Source organism: Pseudomonas sp. Irchel s3b2 (assembly GCF_900187445.1).
In the GTDB taxonomy this organism is placed as follows: domain Bacteria; phylum Pseudomonadota; class Gammaproteobacteria; order Pseudomonadales; family Pseudomonadaceae; genus Aquipseudomonas.
The window spans coordinates 106,880-121,833 of the sequence record NZ_FYEB01000011.1; the positions used below are offsets into that span (position 1 = coordinate 106,880).

A 14,954-nucleotide genomic window follows, 5' to 3' on the forward strand; every position below is an offset into this window, starting at 1 on the left:
GCGTACACCCTGTAGGAGCTGCCGAAGGCTGCGATCTTTTGATCTTCAGTACGCATACCTCAACATCGCATGCGGCATGTGCCTCAACACAAAGAAACCGAACAATGCCACCAATGAAGGCAACACCAGCCACCAGATTTTCGGCGGTATGGCGGTGAGCGAAGTCTGGCGTTGAGTCAGCCAAAGGCTGGCCGCACACACGCATGCCGCCAACATCGCGCCGGCCAGTACATCGGTCGGCCAGTGCGCTCCCAGGTACACCCGCGACAAGGCAATCGTCAGCGCCGGCAAGCAGCCCACCAATAACCAGGTCAGGCGCATTCGTGGCGGTTGTCCGCGACCAGCCAGCACCGCGAGCGTCAGGAACAGCGCGAAAGAGCCCGAGGCATGGCCGCTGGGCATGCTGTAGCTGGTCAGTGGGTCACTCAGCACTTCCGGACGCACACGGGCGAAAAAATGCTTGGTCGCGGTGTTGCCCAGCGCGGTGAACAGCAGGGTGCCGCCGGCGAAGATCGCGTGCCGCCATTGTCGTGTCAGCAACAGCAAGACTGTCAGCAGAGCGCTGAACATAAACATGTTGCGGAACTCACCGATCAGCGTGAACACCACGGCCGCTTCATCGAGCATCGGGCTGCGGTGTTCCTGTATCAGGGCCATCAACCCCTGGTCGAGGGCGGTCAGGTGCGGATAGCCGATAAACAGCCCCGCCAAAATCAATAGGCTCATGCTGGTAATGAATATCGTGGCCTTGCGATGTCGGCGAAGGCTGCTGGTTGCACTCAGCCCTACCATCACTGCAATGCTGCCCGCGACGATCCCGGCCTCAGGCCAGAAGCCCTCGGGCAACGGCAAGCGAATCGCCGCGCCCGTGGCCCAGCCAGGCAGCAGATAGGCAACGGTCCAGCCCGCGGCAGCCAACAGGCTGACGACAGCGAAGCGCGGGAACGGCATGTCGAACATTCCGGCGACCATCGGCAGCATCGGTCGCAGCGGGCCGATAAAGCGTCCGACCAACAGGCTGGCGATGCCATAACGCTGGAAATAAGCCTCGGCGCCGGCCATCCATTCCGGATGATGGCGCAACCCCGGCAAGCGACGGATGTTCTGGTGGAAATGTCGGCCGAGAAAATACGAAACGATGTCGCCCAGCACGCCGCCAAGAAAGCCCAACAGCAGCGTTTCACCCAGCGACAGCGCGCCACTGCCGGCCAGCACCGTCACGGCAAACAGCAATACTGTGCCGGGCACGATAAGCCCGGCAATCGCCAGGCATTCCACACAAGCCACTATGAACACTGCCGCGGCCAGCCACTGCGGATTGACCGTCAGCCAACCGGTCACGCTATCGAGCCATGGGCCCATAAAAACAACTCCATCGAATAATCAATCGGCCCCAAGAGGCGAACCCTATCTTCAAAACACTACAGATCCCATGTGGGAGCGAGCAGGCTCGCTCCCACATGGGATTTTCCATTATTCAGGACAGCAAAAAATAATCGCGGCCTTCGACTTGCCCCCGGCGCAGCGGGTTGCGCGTGCAGTAAAGTGCGTAAGCCGCATCAACAAAACGGTACATCAAATGTTCGTCGCGCCCGTCGGGAATGCCCAAGCGTGTGGTCTGGATGATGTGGCCGGGCGCAGGCCCGACATCCTCCACCAGCAGTACTTCATGGTCGAAGCGCTTGGCATCCCAGACTGGCACCTTCAGCCCCAGCGCCTTGCAGAGCAGCGTCTGCCCGGCACACAGCTTTTGCGAGGGGCGAGGGCGCCCTTGAGCGTCGGGATTGTTCAATAGCATCTGCGCCAGGCTCGCCGGCCCGCTCAATTCATCGACCCATGGATAAGCGGATTTGATCAGCACTGCATTACCAGGACCCTGAGCGCTGAAGTTCAGGGAATCGCCGCCCCGGGCGTAATACATATAGATGTGGCCGCCATCCAGAAACAAAGCCTTACGCTTTTCTGTGTAGCCAAGGGAGGCGTGGCTGCCTTTTTCTTCGCAGTAGTAGGCTTCGGTCTCGATAATTCGGACACTGAGCCACAGGTCGCCGACCCGATGACGGATGATTTTGCCCAGTAAGTCCCGGGCCAGCGTTTGGGCATCGCGGTCGAAAAATGCATCCGGCAGCCCCTTGGGCTGGCGCGTAGCGGATGCAGAAACAGGCAGATTGGTCATGATGAACAGCGTTTATCAAGGCTGATTGAGTCGTGATGATAACAATATGCAGCTTAATCACGGCTGAACGTCAGCAAATTGCGCTCCATTTCGACCATCCGCCCGTCACTGCTGTTAGTCCCGGGACGCGACAGCTATAATCTGCCGCTTTCCTCTTTACCAAGACCACAGCAGACCATGACTGAGTCCGTTCTTGACTACATGACCCGTTTGGGGCGCGCCGCCCGCGAAGCTTCCCGCGTGATCGGCCGTGCCAGCACCGCGCAGAAAAACCGCGCCTTGCAGGCGGCTGCCAATGCGCTGGATGCTGCACGCACCGAGCTGACCGCAGCCAATGAACTGGATTTGGCCGCCGGCCGCGCCAACGGTCTTGAGCCTGCTCTGCTGGAGCGTCTGGCACTGACCCCGGAGCGCATCGACGGCATGATCGTTGGTTTGCGCCAGGTCGCGGCACTGCCGGACCCGGTTGGTGCAATCCGCGACATGAGTTATCGCCCGACTGGTATCCAGGTCGGCAAGATGCGCGTGCCATTGGGCGTGATCGGGATCATCTACGAGTCACGGCCGAACGTGACCATCGATGCCGCCAGCCTGTGCCTGAAGTCCGGCAACGCGACCATCCTGCGGGGCGGCTCCGAGGCGATTCATTCCAACCGTGCCATCGCCGCCTGCATCCAGCGTGGCCTGGCCGAGGCCGATCTTCCGGCCGCTGTAGTGCAAGTGGTCGAAACCACCGACCGGGCCGCCGTCGGCGCACTGATCACCATGCCCGAATACGTTGACGTCATCGTGCCCCGTGGCGGCCGTGGCTTGATCGAACGCGTCAGCCGTGACGCCTGCGTGCCCGTCATCAAGCACCTGGACGGCATCTGTCACGTCTACGTCAGTGCTCACGCCGATCTGCCGAAAGCCCAGCGCATCGCGTTCAACGCCAAGACTTACCGTTACGGTATCTGTGGCGCCATGGAAACCCTGCTGGTCGATCAGGCTGTCGCCAAGGAGTTCCTGCCGTCGATGGCTGCCCGGTTCCGCGAGAAAGGCGTCGAACTGCGCGGTTGCGAGCGTACACGGGCGATCATCGAGGCCGTTGCGGCCACCGAAGATGACTGGCACACCGAATACCTGGCGCCGGTCCTCTCGATCCGCGTGGTCGACGGGCTGGATCAGGCCATCGAGCATATTAATAAGTACGGCTCCCATCACACCGATTCGATCGTCAGCGAAAACCTGGCCGACACCCGACGTTTCGTGGCTGAAGTCGATTCGTCTTCGGTAATGATCAACACCCCGACGTGCTTCGCCGATGGCTTCGAATACGGATTGGGTGCCGAGATTGGCATTTCTACTGATAAGCTGCACGCCCGCGGTCCGGTGGGCCTCGAAGGTCTGACCTGCGAGAAGTACATCGTTGTCGGTGACGGTCAGTTGCGCGGCCAGGAGTCGGTCTGACTTGGGCGACCTCGACCCGTCAACCCAAATGACCGCCAGCGAGCCCCAGCCTCGACGCATTGGCGTACTGGGCGGGACCTTCGACCCAGTGCACATCGGCCACTTGCGCGGTGCGCTGGAAGTCGCCGAATCGCTGGCGCTCGATGAGTTGCGTCTGACACCCAGTGCCCGGCCGCCTCATCGCGGTACGCCGCAGGTGTCGGCGAAGGACCGTCTTGCGATGGTCAAGTGCGCGGTGGCCGGTGTGCCACCGTTGGTGGTGGACGCCCGCGAATTGCAGCGGGACAAACCGTCCTACACCATCGATACCCTGGAACTGATGCGCGCCGAACTGGCCGCCCCAGACCAGGTTTTTCTACTTTTGGGCTGGGACGCATTTTGCGGCCTGCCCACTTGGCACCGCTGGGAAGAGTTGCTCCAGCATTGCCACATCCTGGTGCTGCAACGCCCGGATGCCGACAGCGAACCGCCGGATGCCTTGCGCAACCTGCTGGCAGCGCGCTCGGTGAACGACCCGCTGGCCCTCAAAGGGCCGAGCGGACAGATTGCATTCGTCTGGCAGACGCCGCTCGCGGTATCCGCCACCCAGATCCGTCAACTGCTGGCCAGCGGTAAGTCGGTACGTTTCCTGGTGCCCGACGCGGTCCTGGCCTACATCGATGCGCACGGACTCTACCGTGCGTCGAACTGAAAAAGGGCGCGCTTCAAGGCACGTGAACGCGTGTATCGAAGCGCCCGAACATACGAGCAAAACGAGTTTTATATGACTGACAAAGACGTAAACAAAGTAAAGCGCAAGGGCACATTCAAGAGCGCTCCGCTGCCGGTAGAGGCTCCAACAGGCGTTGCACTGGTCGGCGAAGAGCTGGTCAAGGTTGCCGTAGCGGCCCTGGAAGATGTCAAGGCCCAGGACATTCAGGTGATCGACGTTCGTGAAAAGCAGAGCATCACTGACTTCATGATCATCGCTACCGGTACTTCCAACCGCCAGATCGGCGCGATGCTGGACAAGGTCCGCGAAGCGGTCAAGGCCAAGGGCGTCAAGCCGTTGGGTGAAGAAGGCAAGGGCGACAGCGACTGGGTGTTGCTGGACATGGACGATGTCATCGTACACATGATGACTGCCTCGGCGCGCCAGTTCTATGACCTGGAACGCCTGTGGGCCGGTGCCGAGCAGAGCCGTTCGGCCAGCGCCGCGCATCACAGCCCGGAAAACACCCATGAGCATTTCACCAAGCTCAACAAAGACCAGCAATAAGGGAACGCTGTGCGACTGCGACTGATCGCCGTCGGTTCACGCATGCCCAAATGGGTGGAAGAAGGCTGGCATGAATATGCCAAGCGTCTTCCGTCCGAGCTGGCGCTGGAACTGGTGGAAATTCCGCTCAACACCCGCGGCAAGAACGCCGACGTGGCGCGCTTTATCCGTCAGGAAGGCGAAGCCATGCTGGCCAAGGTCGGGCCGAATGAGCGCATTGTCACCCTCGAAGTCCACGGCAAGCCCTGGAGCACCGAGCAACTGGCGGTTGAGCTCGATCGCTGGCGGCTGGACTCGCGCACGGTGAATTTCATGGTCGGCGGCCCCGAGGGGCTGGCGCCGGAAGTCTGTGCGCGGGCGGATCAACGCTGGTCGTTGTCGCCGTTGACGTTGCCGCACCCATTGGTGCGGATTCTGATCGGCGAACAGCTGTATCGTGCCTGGACAGTGCTGTCCGGCCACCCTTACCACAAGTAGTTCTGCCCTCATGCCCCAGCCGATCCGCATCAAGGACCACGAAAAAGACGCCCGTCTGGTGCGTGGCCGCGTCGTGTTCGGGGCCATTGCAGTTGTAGCGCTGATTGGGGTGCTGATCGCGCGGCTGTATTTCCTTCAGGTGATCCAGTACGAGTACCACTCGACCCTGTCGGAAAACAACCGCGTCCATGTGCAGCCGATTCCACCGACTCGCGGGTTGATCTTCGACCGCAATGGCGTGGTGGTGGCCGACAACCGACCGAGCTTCAGCCTGAGCATGACCCGCGAACGCTCCGGCGACTGGCAGCAAGTGCTCGATGTGATCGTTGAAGTGCTGGAGCTGACGCCTGAAGACCGGGTGATCTTCGAGAAGCGCATGCGTCAGGGGCGCCGACCGTTTGAACCGGTGCCCATCCTGTTCGAGCTGACCGAAGAGCAGATCGCCCGCATCGCGGTGAACCAATTCCGCCTGCCCGGGGTGGAAGTGGTCGCGCAGTTGGTGCGTCATTACCCGCAGGGCGCGCACTTTGCGCACTCGGTGGGTTACATGGGGCGGATCAACGAGAAAGAGCTCAAAACCCTGGATCCGGTGGGTTACAGCGGTACCCATCAAATTGGCAAAACCGGTATCGAGCGCTTCTACGAGTCCGAGTTGCACGGCCAGGTGGGTTACGAAGAAGTCGAGACCAACGCCCGCGGCCGCGTGCTGCGGGTACTCAAACGTACCGAACCGATTTCCGGCAAGGACATTGTCCTGAGCCTGGACATCAAACTCCAGGAAGCTGCCGAGGCCGCACTGGGCGGTCGCCGTGGCGCGGTGGTGGCGCTGGACCCGAAAACCGGCGAAGTGCTGGCGATGGTCAGTCAGCCGAGTTTCGACCCGAACCTGTTCGTCACCGGCATCAGCTTCAAAGCCTATTCCGAGTTGCGCGATTCCATCGACCGGCCACTGTTCAACCGCGTGTTGCGCGGTCTGTACCCGCCGGGCTCGACGATTAAACCGGCGGTGGCGATTGCCGGTCTGGATGCGGGCGTGGTCACCGCATCGACCCGGGTCTACGACCCCGGTTACTACCAATTGCCCAACTATGATCACAAATACCGTAACTGGAACCGTACCGGCGACGGTTACGTGGATCTGGACACGGCGATCATGCGCTCCAACGACACCTACTTCTATGACTTGGCCCACAAGCTGGGGATCGATCGGTTGTCGGCGTACATGAGCAAATTCGGCATTGGCCAGAAGGTCTCCCTGGACATGTTCGAAGAATCGCCGGGGTTGATGCCGACCCGGGAATGGAAGCGCGCGACCCGTCGTCAAGCCTGGTACCCGGGCGAGACGCTGATTCTCGGGATCGGTCAGGGCTACATGCAGTCCACTCCGTTGCAGTTGGCCCAGGCCACGGCGCTGGTGGCCAACAAGGGTGTCTGGAATCGTCCGCATTTGGCCAAGACCCTCGAAGGGGCGAAGCCGGTGGACGAAAATCCAATGCCGGACATTATCCTGCGTGACCCGTCGGACTGGACCAAGGTCAACCACGGCATGCAGCAGGTGATGCACGGTGCCCGCGGTACGGCGCGCAAGGCGTCCATCGGTGCTCAATACCGGATTGCCGGCAAGAGTGGTACGGCTCAGGTGGTCGCGATCAAGCAGGGCGAAAAGTACGACCGCTCCAAGGTTCAGGAACGTCACCGCGACCACGCCTTGTTCGTCGGCTTCGCGCCGGCCGACAACCCGCAAATCGTGGTGTCGGTGATGGTCGAGAACGGCGAGTCCGGTTCCGGCGTCGCTGCACCTGTGGTGCGTCAAGTCATGGACGCCTGGCTCCTGGACCAGGATGGCCGACTGAAAGCCGAATACGCCAGCCCTATCAGTGCGGAGGCTACGGCCCGTGAAGAATAATTTCGATCGCATGCTCTCCAGCGAGGATGTGATGCGTCGCCGTGCGACGCTGCTCCAGCGCCTGCACATCGACGGCCCGCTGCTGATTCTGCTGTTGACCCTCGCGGCCGGCAGCCTGTTCGTGCTGTATTCGGCCAGCGGCAAAAGCTGGGATCTGCTGGCCAAGCAAGCCACTTCCTTCGGCATCGGCCTGGTGTCGATGATCGTCATCGCCCAATTCGAGCCGCGCTTCATGGCCCGCTGGGTGCCGGTCGGCTATGTGATCGGCGTGCTGTTGCTGGTGATAGTGGATGTCATGGGCCACAACGCCATGGGCGCCACGCGCTGGATCAACATTCCCGGGGTGATCCGCTTCCAGCCTTCGGAATTCATGAAGATTCTGATGCCCGCGACCATTGCCTGGTACCTGTCCAAGCGCACCTTGCCGCCGCAGCTCAAGCATGTGGGCGTCAGTCTGTTTCTGATCGGGTTGCCATTCATCCTGATCGTGCGTCAGCCCGACCTCGGCACTTCGTTGCTGATCCTCGCCGGTGGTGCGTTCGTTCTGTTCATGGGTGGCCTGCGCTGGCGCTGGATTCTCAGCGTGATTGCGGCGGCTGTGCCGGTGGCGGTCGGCATGTGGTACTTCGTCATGCACGACTACCAGAAGCAGCGAATTCTGACCTTCCTCGACCCCGAGAGCGATCCGCTGGGCACGGGCTGGAACATCATTCAGTCGAAAGCGGCCATCGGTTCCGGCGGCGTGTTCGGCAAAGGCTGGTTGCTCGGCACCCAGTCGCACCTGGACTTCCTTCCGGAAAGCCACACCGACTTCATTATTGCGGTGATGGGCGAAGAGTTCGGCCTGGTGGGCATCTGCGCATTGTTGCTGATTTACCTGCTGTTGATCGGTCGCGGGCTGGTGATTACTGCCCAGGCTCAGACATTGTTCGGCAAATTGCTCGCGGGCAGCCTGACCATGACGTTTTTTGTTTACGTTTTCGTCAACATCGGTATGGTCAGTGGCCTGTTGCCGGTTGTGGGGGTGCCGTTGCCATTCATTAGCTACGGAGGAACTTCGCTGGTGACGCTACTGTCAGCGTTTGGGGTTTTGATGTCGATCCATACCCATCGCAAGTGGATCGCACAGGTTTGAATAAGGTGAAGATTTCAATGCAAGCAATGCGTGACTGGGGGACTCGATACGCACCGTGGGTCGGCCTGGTAAGCATCCTTGGGACTGCGCAGCAAGCGTTGGCCGGCGATTACGAAGGCTCACCCCAGGTGGCCGAGTTCGTCGGTGAAATGACCCGCGACTATGGTTTTGCCGGTGAACAGCTGATGGGCGTGTTCCGCGAAGCCGAACGCAAGCAGTCAATTCTGGACGCCATCTCCAAACCTGCCGAGCGGGTTAAACAGTGGAAAGAATATCGCCCGATGTTCATCACCGATGCGCGCATCGCCCGTGGTGTGGACTTCTGGCGTCAGCATGAAGCGGTCCTGGCTCGTGCCGAGCAGGAATACGGCGTGCCGGCGCAGGTGATCGTCTCGATCATCGGCGTCGAGACCTTTTTCGGTCGCAATACCGGTAATTTCCGGGTGATCGATGCCTTGTCGACCCTGGGTTTCGACTATCCTCCCCGTGCCGAATTCTTCCGCAAGGAATTGCGTGAATTCCTGCTGCTGGCCCGTGAAGAGCAGGTCGACCCGTTGACCCTCAAAGGCTCTTACGCCGGGGCCATGGGCTTGCCGCAGTTCATGCCGAGCAGTTTTCGCGCCTATGCGGTGGATTTCGACGGTGACGGCCACATTAATATCTGGAACAACCCGGACGATGCCATCGGCAGCGTCGCCAGTTATTTCAAGCGTCACGGCTGGGTCGCCGGCGAACCTGTGGTCAGCCGCGCCGATGTGCGTGGCGATCAGGTGGACGAGGGTTTGACCGCCGGCATCGAGCCGACGAAAACCGTCGGGGAGTTGCGGGCGCTGGGCTGGTCAAGTCATGATGCGCTGCGCGATGATATGCCGGTCACGGCTTTCCGCCTGGAAGGTGACAATGGCCCCGAATACTGGATGGGCCTGACGAATTTTTACGCAATCACGCGTTATAACCGCAGCGTGATGTACGCCATGGCGGTACATCAACTGTCTGAACAGCTGGTCCAAGCACGGGGCGTCAAGTAATGCGGGCATTGCCTATGGATAAACCCCTGAAGCTCATGGCATTCGCCGCGTTGACGGTTCTGGTCGCCAGTTGTTCGACCAGTCGCGCGCCGGCTCAGAAATCCCCGACCGCCGTTCGTTCGGCACCTGGCCTGGATATCAACCGGGCTCACAAGGATGGCGCGCCGTGGTGGGACGTTGACGTATCGCGCATCCCGGATGCCACGCCGACCCTGCACAGCGGTCCTTATAAAGCCAATCCTTACACGGTGCTGGGCAAGACTTATTTCCCGCAGCAAGAGTCCAAATCCTACGTGGCCTCGGGCACTGCGTCCTGGTACGGCACCAAATTCCATGGTCAGAACACTGCCAACGGCGAGGTGTATGACCTGTATGGCATGAGCGCCGCTCACAAGACCTTGCCACTGCCAAGTTACGTTCGGGTGACTAACCTGGACAATAACAAGACGGTCATCCTGCGGGTCAACGACCGCGGGCCGTTCTACTCGGACCGGATCATCGACTTGTCCTACGCAGCCGCCAAGAAGCTCGGCTACGCTGAAACCGGCACGGCGCGGGTCAAGGTCGAAGGCATCGACCCGCAGCAATGGTGGGCCGCCAAAGGCCGTCCGGCGCCCTTGATGCTTAACGAACCGAAAGTCGCGCAAAATAGCGCCCCGGTGATTACGGCATCGGCCGGCGCCGTCGAGCAATGGACGCCACCGCCGCAGCAACACGCCGCGGCCGTAGTACCCGTGCAGATCGATGCAAAAAAAAACGCTTCTGTACCAGCCTCTGGCCAGTATCTGCAGGTGGGCGCGTTCGCCAACCCGGACGCTGCAGAACTCCTGAGATCGAAGCTCAGCGGGATGGTGAGCGCTCCGGTGTTCATCAGCTCGATCGTGCGTAACCAACAGACACTGCATCGGGTGCGCCTGGGGCCGATTGGCTCGCAAGGTGAAATCCAGCAGGTGCAGAACAGCGTGCGGCTGGCCAATCTCGGTTCGCCGAGCCTGGTCAGCGCCGAGTGATACGTAGTACTTGATTGACGGTTCGCTTGCGGTTTTGGGGGGCGAACCGGGTTGTTGGCTCGTTGAAGAACAAAAGCCCGGCAAGGGTTGCAGAGTGAGCAACTGAACACGTGACAGCTTTTTAGAGAGCTGTCTGATTAGTTTTGCCTTTGGGCAGTTTCCATTAGCGATTTCGAGAGACGGATGAACATCACCACCTTTGCCAAACGCCTGTGCCTGCTAGTCCCGCTGCTCCTCTCGCCTGCCGCTTTCGCGGTCGAGATGATGCCGTCGCCACCGCAACTGGCCGCCAAAGCCTACGTACTCATGGATGCCAGCAGCGGCAACGTGCTGGTAGAGAACAACGGTGACCAGCGTCTGCCTCCGGCCAGCCTGACCAAGCTGATGACCGCCTACATCGCGACCCTGGAAATCCGTCGTGGCCAGATCGGCGAAAACGATCCAGTGACCGTCAGCGAGAATGCCTGGCGTACCGGCGGTTCGCGGATGTTCATCAAGGTCGGCACGCAAGTGACTGTCAGCGACCTGCTGCATGGCATCATCATTCAGTCGGGCAACGACGCCAGTGTTGCGCTCGCCGAGCACATTGCCGGCAGCGAAGACGCATTCGCCGACATGATGAACAAAACCGTGGCCGACCTGGGCATGACCAACAGCCACTTCATGAACCCGACCGGTCTGCCGAACCCGGAGCACTACTCGTCGGCTCACGACATGGCCGTGCTGGCTCGCGCAATCATCCACGAAGACCCGGCTCACTACGCGATCTATTCGCAGAAAGAGTTCTTCTGGAACGGCATCAAGCAGCCTAACCGCAACCTGCTGCTGTGGCGCGACAAGACTGTCGATGGTCTGAAAACCGGTCACACCGACGAAGCTGGCTACTGCATGGTGTCTTCGGCTGTACGTGATGGCATGCGCCTGATCGCCGTGGTGTTCGGCACCAACAGCGAAGTGGCCCGTGCTGCTGAAACCCAGAAGCTGCTGACTTACGGTTTCCGTTTCTTCGAAACCCAGACCTTCTATCAGAAAGGCGCCGAGCTGGCTCAGGCACCTGTCTGGAAAGGCACGACCAGTCAAGTCAAGGCCGGCCTGGCTCAAGACCTGACCATGACCTTGCCAAAAGGCCAGCTGAAAAAGCTCGCTGCCAGCATGACCATGACCCCGCAACTGGTTGCGCCAATCGCCAAGGGCGATGTGATCGGTAAAGTCGAAGTGAAACTGGACGACAAGGTGGTGCACAGCGCCGACCTGATCGCTCTGGACGCGGTCGACGAGGGTGGTATCTTCCGCCGCATGTGGGATAGCATCCGTCTATTCTTCTACGGCTTGTTCAACTGAATTAGTGTGGACCTGCATGGCCCCGTTCCAATCAGGAGCGGGGCCATGTCCGTTACCACGGCTTACGAGGCCGTTACGCCATGACAGACACTGAAGTAAAGGCGCCAAAGATCGAATTCCCTAACGTTGATTACCCGGTTAAGGTGATCAGCGACACCGGAGTGGGCAACAAAGACAAGATCATCGAGATCGTCAAGAAGCACGCAACGATCAACCATGACCGTGTGGATGAACGCCAAAGCACCAACGGCAAATACACCACCATTCAACTGCACATCGTCGCGACCGACCAGGACCAGCTGTACAACATCAACAGCGAACTGCGGGCCACCGGTTTCGTGCACATGGTGTTGTGATGTCTGGCACGCTGGGCTTTCGCGAACTCGGCCAGATGGCTTACGAGCCGGTCTGGCATGCCATGCAGCGCTTCACCAATGAGCGCGGCAGCGATGCCGCCGACGAGATCTGGCTGGTCGAACACCCGCCGGTGTTCACCCAGGGGCAGGCCGGCAAGGCCGAGCATTTGTTGCTGCCGGGTGATATTCCGGTGGTTCAGGTCGATCGTGGTGGTCAGGTGACGTACCACGGTCCCGGACAACTGGTGGCCTATCTGCTGCTGGATGTGCGCAAGCTGGGTTTCGGTGTACGTGACCTGGTCAGTCGCATGGAGCAATGCCTGATCGAGCTGCTGGCCAGCTACGGCGTGACCGCTATGGCCAAACCGGATGCACCGGGTGTCTATGTCGAAGGCGCGAAAATCGCTTCTCTGGGTCTGCGGATCCGCCACGGTTGTTCCTTTCATGGCCTGGCCCTGAACGTGGACATGAACCTGGAACCGTTTCGACGGATTAATCCCTGCGGCTACGCCGGGCTGGCGATGACCCAGCTGAGCGATCACGCAGGATCGATTGAATTTGCCGAGGTAAGTGCCCGGCTGCGCGCGCAGCTCGTCAAACACCTCGACTATGCTGAGCAGACGACCCTAACGGGCGGAATCGACTGATATGACTACTGATGCAGTGCAAACCATGATCCCGACGCTCGATGTCACCGAGCGTCCGGCCCCGCGTGCCAAGGTTGAAGCCGGCGTCAAGCTGCGCGGCGCCGAGAAGGTTGCACGCATCCCGGTGAAGATCATCCCGACCACTGAACTGCCGAAGAAACCCGACTGGATTCGCGTGCGCATCCCGGTTTCCCCGGAGGTCGACCGCATCAAGGCCCTGCTGCGTAAACACAAGCTGCACAGCGTGTGCGAAGAAGCATCCTGCCCGAACCTGGGAGAGTGCTTCTCCGGCGGCACCGCGACCTTCATGATCATGGGTGACATCTGCACCCGTCGCTGCCCGTTCTGCGATGTCGGCCACGGTCGTCCGAAACCACTGGACGTCAATGAGCCGGAAAGCCTGGCCATTGCCATCGCCGACCTGAAACTCAAGTACGTGGTGATTACCTCGGTAGACCGCGACGACCTGCGTGACGGCGGTGCCCAGCACTTTGCCGATTGCATCCGCGAAATCCGCAAACTGTCGCCGAACGTGCAGCTCGAGACCCTGGTCCCGGACTACCGTGGCCGCATGGACGTCGCGCTGGAAATCACCGCCGCCGAGCCGCCGGATGTGTTCAACCACAACCTGGAAACCGTGCCACGCCTGTACAAGGCTGCGCGTCCGGGTTCGGATTACCAGTGGTCGCTGACCCTGCTGCAACGCTTCAAGCAGATGATGCCGCACATTCCGACCAAGTCCGGTTTGATGCTGGGCCTGGGTGAAACCGACGAAGAAGTTATTGAAGTCATGAAGCGCATGCGCGAACACGACATCGACATGCTGACCCTGGGTCAGTACCTGCAACCGTCCCGCAGCCACTTGCCGGTGCAGCGTTTCGTGCACCCGGACACCTTCGCCTGGTTCGCTGAGGAAGGTTACAAGATGGGCTTCAAAAACGTCGCTTCCGGTCCGTTGGTACGCTCCTCGTACCATGCCGACGAGCAGGCGAAACTGGTCAAGGCCGAGCTGATGTCGTCCTGATCTGCTGTGAAAAATGAAAAAGCGCCCGCAAGGTTTCAGCCTTGCGGGCGTTTTTTTGCCTTGCTTACGGCAATCACAGACTTTTCCTGCAACCTGCGGGGCGACGGACCCTCTTCTGTTTGTCCTCGTTCCTGACTACTGTGTGTTGAAGTTTTTACGCAGGGAGATTCATGGATGACCGCTCGACCGACCCATACCCTTTGTCCTCATGTTCCCGTTCCGGCCTTACCGCCGGCAGGCCTGATCGGCGTGATCGCGCCCGCCGGCCCGGCAGCGCTGGACACCGATCAAGCCATTGCCTGGATGCGCGCTCGTGGCTATGCGCTGCGCGTGTTTCCCGGCGTTTATGAGCAAGAAGGTTATCTTGCCGGCAGCGATGAGGTGCGGCTCAATGACTTGCATGGCGCATTCGCCGACAACGAGGTCGATGCCATCATCTGTCTGCGTGGTGGTTACGGTACGCCACGTTTGCTCGATCGCATCGATTTCGAATTACTGCGCAATAACGCCAAGCCGTTCATCGGCTACAGCGACGTTACTGCACTGCACTCGGCCATCAGTCGTTATGCAGGCTTCGTGACCTTCCATGGCCCGATGCTTAACGCTGACCTGCTGGGTGATAAGCAGCAACCCACTGAGTTCTCGTTTTTCAACATGCTGCGCGGACAGGTAAAGGCGGGCAGTGTGCTTTCTCACCCGGTAGCTTGGCCATTGACCACAATCGAGCCCGGCATCGCTCACGGACGTTTGCTGGGGGGCAATCTGTCAATGATTGCCGCGACCATGGGCACGCCTTACGAGATCGATGCCGAGGGCGCCATCCTGTTCATCGAGGACATTAACGAGCCGCTGTATCGCATCGACCGGCTGCTGACTCATTTGCGCCTGGCCGGTACGTTGCACAAGCTGAGCGGGGTTCTGGTGGGGGATGTGGCGGGGGTGGACGTGATCGCGCTGGAGCGGTTGCTCAAGCAGACCTTTGCACCGTTTCGCATACCCGTACTGGCCGGATGGCGTAGCGGGCATTGCGATCCGAATTTGACGCTGCCGATGGGCGCGCTGGTCAGGCTGGATGCGGGGGACAAGACGTTGGTGTTGGAGCAGGATGTGGTGATCAGGCGGTAGTTCGTTAGCGCCTGATAGTCAG

At 60.3% G+C, this 14,954-nt stretch carries 15 protein-coding genes; 13 read left to right on the forward strand and 2 right to left on the reverse strand.

Annotated features, from left to right (window positions below):
* Nucleotides 1–45: 45 nt before the first annotated feature.
* Nucleotides 46–1,362: a bifunctional DedA family/phosphatase PAP2 family protein gene (locus CKW20_RS21130; protein WP_095054609.1), complete on the reverse strand. Its 1,317-nt coding sequence runs from the start codon at nt 1,360–1,362 to the stop codon at nt 46–48.
* Between the two features lie 115 nt (nt 1,363–1,477).
* A complete protein-coding gene (locus CKW20_RS21135; RefSeq protein WP_095054610.1) occupies nt 1,478–2,176 on the reverse strand; it encodes a DNA-3-methyladenine glycosylase in 699 nt (232 codons plus the stop codon).
* A gap of 177 nt (nt 2,177–2,353) precedes the next feature.
* On the opposite strand from CKW20_RS21135, the gene CKW20_RS21140 reads away from it, so the two are divergent.
* The 13 genes from CKW20_RS21140 to CKW20_RS21200 all read left to right on the forward strand — a co-directional run bounded on the left by CKW20_RS21140 (nt 2,354) and on the right by CKW20_RS21200 (nt 14,932).
* Nucleotides 2,354–3,625, forward strand: coding sequence for a glutamate-5-semialdehyde dehydrogenase (locus tag CKW20_RS21140; protein WP_095054611.1), 1,272 nt, complete (start codon nt 2,354–2,356; stop codon nt 3,623–3,625).
* Between the two features lie 28 nt (nt 3,626–3,653).
* Nucleotides 3,654–4,316: a nicotinate-nucleotide adenylyltransferase gene (gene nadD, locus CKW20_RS21145; RefSeq protein WP_095054677.1), complete on the forward strand. Its 663-nt coding sequence runs from the start codon at nt 3,654–3,656 to the stop codon at nt 4,314–4,316.
* 72 nt (nt 4,317–4,388) lie between these two features.
* Entirely contained in the window at nt 4,389–4,883 is a 495-nt protein-coding gene (gene rsfS / locus CKW20_RS21150; RefSeq protein ID WP_095054612.1) for a ribosome silencing factor, read from the forward strand.
* Between the two features lie 9 nt (nt 4,884–4,892).
* The gene (gene rlmH, locus CKW20_RS21155; protein ID WP_003185785.1) at nt 4,893–5,360 is read left to right on the forward strand and encodes a 23S rRNA (pseudouridine(1915)-N(3))-methyltransferase RlmH; all 468 of its coding nucleotides are present in this window, start codon (nt 4,893–4,895) and stop codon (nt 5,358–5,360) included.
* Nucleotides 5,361–5,370: 10 nt separating this feature from the next.
* Nucleotides 5,371–7,266, forward strand: coding sequence for a penicillin-binding protein 2 (mrdA, locus tag CKW20_RS21160; protein WP_095054613.1), 1,896 nt, complete (start codon nt 5,371–5,373; stop codon nt 7,264–7,266).
* A gap of 31 nt (nt 7,267–7,297) precedes the next feature.
* On the forward strand, nt 7,298–8,401 hold the full coding sequence (rodA, locus tag CKW20_RS21165; protein ID WP_176466938.1) for a rod shape-determining protein RodA: 1,104 nt from the start codon (nt 7,298–7,300) through the stop codon (nt 8,399–8,401).
* Nucleotides 8,402–8,418: 17 nt separating this feature from the next.
* Complete coding sequence (mltB, locus tag CKW20_RS21170) at nt 8,419–9,429, forward strand: lytic murein transglycosylase B (RefSeq protein ID WP_095054615.1); 1,011 nt, start codon at nt 8,419–8,421, stop codon at nt 9,427–9,429.
* Complete coding sequence (locus CKW20_RS21175; RefSeq protein WP_095054616.1) at nt 9,429–10,439, forward strand: septal ring lytic transglycosylase RlpA family protein; 1,011 nt, start codon at nt 9,429–9,431, stop codon at nt 10,437–10,439. Before mltB ends, CKW20_RS21175 begins: the two co-directional genes overlap by 1 nt.
* 183 nt (nt 10,440–10,622) lie before the next feature.
* On the forward strand, nt 10,623–11,780 hold the full coding sequence (locus tag CKW20_RS21180; protein WP_095054617.1) for a D-alanyl-D-alanine carboxypeptidase family protein: 1,158 nt from the start codon (nt 10,623–10,625) through the stop codon (nt 11,778–11,780).
* An 80-nt stretch (nt 11,781–11,860) separates the two neighbouring features.
* Complete coding sequence (locus CKW20_RS21185; protein ID WP_003215438.1) at nt 11,861–12,136, forward strand: DUF493 domain-containing protein; 276 nt, start codon at nt 11,861–11,863, stop codon at nt 12,134–12,136.
* Nucleotides 12,136–12,783, forward strand: a complete 648-nt coding sequence (gene lipB, locus CKW20_RS21190; protein ID WP_095054618.1) for a lipoyl(octanoyl) transferase LipB — start codon at nt 12,136–12,138, stop codon at nt 12,781–12,783. Before CKW20_RS21185 ends, lipB begins: the two co-directional genes overlap by 1 nt.
* A 1-nt stretch (nt 12,784) precedes the next feature.
* Nucleotides 12,785–13,807 carry a lipoyl synthase gene (gene lipA, locus CKW20_RS21195; protein ID WP_007946663.1) on the forward strand — a complete coding sequence of 341 codons (1,023 nt, stop codon included), beginning with the start codon at nt 12,785–12,787 and terminating at the stop codon, nt 13,805–13,807.
* A 174-nt stretch (nt 13,808–13,981) separates the two neighbouring features.
* Nucleotides 13,982–14,932, forward strand: coding sequence for an LD-carboxypeptidase (locus CKW20_RS21200; RefSeq protein WP_095054619.1), 951 nt, complete (start codon nt 13,982–13,984; stop codon nt 14,930–14,932).
* Nucleotides 14,933–14,954: the final 22 nt, after the last annotated feature.

Coding starts and splice junctions, on each gene's coding strand:
- mltB (WP_095054615.1), top strand. CDS start 8,419: ATGCAAGCAATGCGTGACTGGGGGACTCGATACGCACCGTGGGTCGGC.
- nadD (WP_095054677.1), top strand. CDS start 3,654: ATGACCGCCAGCGAGCCCCAGCCTCGACGCATTGGCGTACTGGGCGGG.
- CKW20_RS21175 (WP_095054616.1), top strand. CDS start 9,429: ATGCGGGCATTGCCTATGGATAAACCCCTGAAGCTCATGGCATTCGCC.
- CKW20_RS21140 (WP_095054611.1), top strand. CDS start 2,354: ATGACTGAGTCCGTTCTTGACTACATGACCCGTTTGGGGCGCGCCGCC.
- CKW20_RS21180 (WP_095054617.1), top strand. CDS start 10,623: ATGAACATCACCACCTTTGCCAAACGCCTGTGCCTGCTAGTCCCGCTG.
- CKW20_RS21200 (WP_095054619.1), top strand. CDS start 13,982: ATGACCGCTCGACCGACCCATACCCTTTGTCCTCATGTTCCCGTTCCG.
- CKW20_RS21130 (WP_095054609.1), bottom strand. CDS start 1,362: ATGGGCCCATGGCTCGATAGCGTGACCGGTTGGCTGACGGTCAATCCG.
- mrdA (WP_095054613.1), top strand. CDS start 5,371: ATGCCCCAGCCGATCCGCATCAAGGACCACGAAAAAGACGCCCGTCTG.
- lipB (WP_095054618.1), top strand. CDS start 12,136: ATGTCTGGCACGCTGGGCTTTCGCGAACTCGGCCAGATGGCTTACGAG.
- CKW20_RS21135 (WP_095054610.1), bottom strand. CDS start 2,176: ATGACCAATCTGCCTGTTTCTGCATCCGCTACGCGCCAGCCCAAGGGG.
- CKW20_RS21185 (WP_003215438.1), top strand. CDS start 11,861: ATGACAGACACTGAAGTAAAGGCGCCAAAGATCGAATTCCCTAACGTT.
- lipA (WP_007946663.1), top strand. CDS start 12,785: ATGACTACTGATGCAGTGCAAACCATGATCCCGACGCTCGATGTCACC.
- rodA (WP_176466938.1), top strand. CDS start 7,298: ATGCGTCGCCGTGCGACGCTGCTCCAGCGCCTGCACATCGACGGCCCG.
- rsfS (WP_095054612.1), top strand. CDS start 4,389: ATGACTGACAAAGACGTAAACAAAGTAAAGCGCAAGGGCACATTCAAG.